Annotated in this window: 2 protein-coding genes; both read right to left on the bottom strand. The window is 25.7% G+C overall.

Going from position 1 to position 1614, the window contains the following annotated elements; translation table 11 throughout:
* A partial coding sequence (locus tag HMPREF0549_RS08830) for a hypothetical protein (RefSeq protein ID WP_003717952.1) occupies window positions 1-318 on the bottom strand: 318 nt, incomplete at its 3' end.
* Between the two features lie 110 nt (window positions 319-428).
* Entirely contained in the window at window positions 429-1526 is a 1098-nt protein-coding gene (locus HMPREF0549_RS08825) for an EpsG family protein (protein WP_003717951.1), read from the bottom strand.
* Window positions 1527-1614 lie beyond the last annotated feature (88 nt).

Genomic DNA, 1614 nt, shown 5'->3' with positions numbered 1-1614 from the left:
GTAATTACACATCGTTAATTTCCTTATAAGATAAGAATATAAAATTGACTTTCGAGACAAACAAATAACACTTTGAAAGTTTTCCTTTTTTAATATTCGTAAAAGAAAAAGAAAATTACCTATTTCATTTTCATTATTTGTCAAGTATACCGATTCCTTAAAATCTTTTAACCATTTTTGATCATAAGTTTTCCCAAGAATTATTAACTTAATCTCAATTCCCGCTAATCTTATTTTCTTTGATTTAATAATCTTATCTATTACAGTTTCTTCTCCACCTTTTCCACTTAAAGTTGGAGTAATAATAGCTATTTTCAAAGTAACACCTCAATATTTGATTTTTTACATATACAACCAGGATTCAGCAAAAACTATTAAACTACTATCACAGTATTATCTCCAATATTGACTATTTTTAGTATTGCGAACTAGTTAAATACGTATGGAACTACATCAGCATTATTAATAATTAATCTTAAAAGACAGTACACGATCCAGAATAGAATTACAGATACTTGATACAAATATCTAATTTCTGATGAAGTTCCAGCTACATTATCGATAAAATAACAATTTGCCATTATACAAAAAATAAAGAAAAACATTTGAATTCTATCCATTACTCCATTTCCACCAACAGAATAAAACATTAAGAAAAATAGATACCCGGATAGAACAAAATTATATTTAACTTGGTTTACTACATAGCTAGAATTCTGATTTTTTTTACTTATAGTTAAAAAAAGATAAAACAGTATAAACTGAATAATGACCGGTAAAAATTGAACAATTCCCTTATTCCCTGCAGAAATTAAAAATGACGCTTGATCACTATATTTTATAGCATAATGATCATTCATCATAATCAATGGTTGTATTATTTTTAAACCAAGTTTTGAAATAAATAAAAAGCTTGTTAATATTCCAGCTAAAAGGACCTTTACATTTGTAACTCTAATTTTCATTAATATCGGTATTATCAACATAATTAATGAACTAGAATGAAATTCATATGCTAATAAAATAAAAATCACAAACCAAAAAAGCTTGAATTTCCGATTACTAAATAGAAATGTACATCCAAAGGTTATGAAACCGATTGCGATAAACTGCCTCAGTGCATTAAAGGACTGCATATAAGTGTAAGTAAGAATATACATACTTATAAATGAAAAATCATTACAATTATTTACTTTAGCTAAACTATACATGCCAAAAAAGCTTATGATAAATTCACACATTGGAATTATTATAAATATATTTAGTGACTGAGCAAAACTATTTAATAAAATATAACCATTTTCAATATATTGAACTTTTAGTTCATCCTTAGTTGAATAAAAATATCCATTATAAGCTGGGTAGTCAGTTCCTACAGTAATCCCACGGGATACAGTTAAAAATAATAACAACAATACTATAGAAAACAAAATTATATTTCTTAAAACATTATTTTTATAAACTATAGAATTTCTCAATCCCAATAATAGTAAACTAATTAGGATTAGTAAAAGATATATGCTCATTTCTTACCTCAACGTTTAAAATATGTATACATAGCTGCAGGTAGTAATGCAGTCATTAAAATCCACCTATTTGAAGACTTACATATAT

It is taken from the genome of Limosilactobacillus vaginalis DSM 5837 = ATCC 49540 (assembly GCF_000159435.1).
Lineage (GTDB): Bacteria > Bacillota > Bacilli > Lactobacillales > Lactobacillaceae > Limosilactobacillus > Limosilactobacillus vaginalis.
Note: the sequence above shows the minus strand (reverse complement) of the source record. Positions and strands in the feature narration are given on the sequence as shown.

Coding starts and splice junctions, on each gene's coding strand:
- HMPREF0549_RS08825 (WP_003717951.1), bottom strand. CDS start 1,526: ATGAGCATATATCTTTTACTAATCCTAATTAGTTTACTATTATTGGGA.